Source organism: Cupriavidus sp. SIMBA_020, from assembly GCF_046535395.1.
Taxonomy (GTDB): domain Bacteria; phylum Pseudomonadota; class Gammaproteobacteria; order Burkholderiales; family Burkholderiaceae; genus Cupriavidus; species Cupriavidus campinensis.
Window position 1 is genome coordinate 1 of the sequence record NZ_JAWRWU010000698.1, and the last position, 268, is coordinate 268.

Genomic DNA, 268 nt, shown 5'->3' on the forward strand with positions numbered 1-268 from the left:
GCTGGTGGCGCGCTTTGCCGAGCCGCTGGCGACCTTCGTGAACTTCACCACGATCCTGGCGCTGATCGAGGCCGCCCTGGCCCGCATCGAAGACGTACGGGCGGTGGCGCCGCTGCCGCAATGGCCGTCAGAGGGCGGCCCTGGCGCACCGGCGCGCATCCGTATCAACGGTCTCGAATTCCGCTACGCCGGCGGCAGTGCGCCAGCCCTGCGCGATATCGATCTGGATCTGCCGGCGCGAGGTCTGACCGCGCTGGTGGGCCCTTCG

The 268-nt window shown here is 70.5% G+C and carries 1 pseudogene; it reads left to right on the forward strand.

The annotated features are described in order from the left end of the window. Nucleotides 1–268 (forward strand): annotated as a pseudogene (locus SB751_RS31120) (ABC transporter ATP-binding protein/permease); the annotation flags it as partial.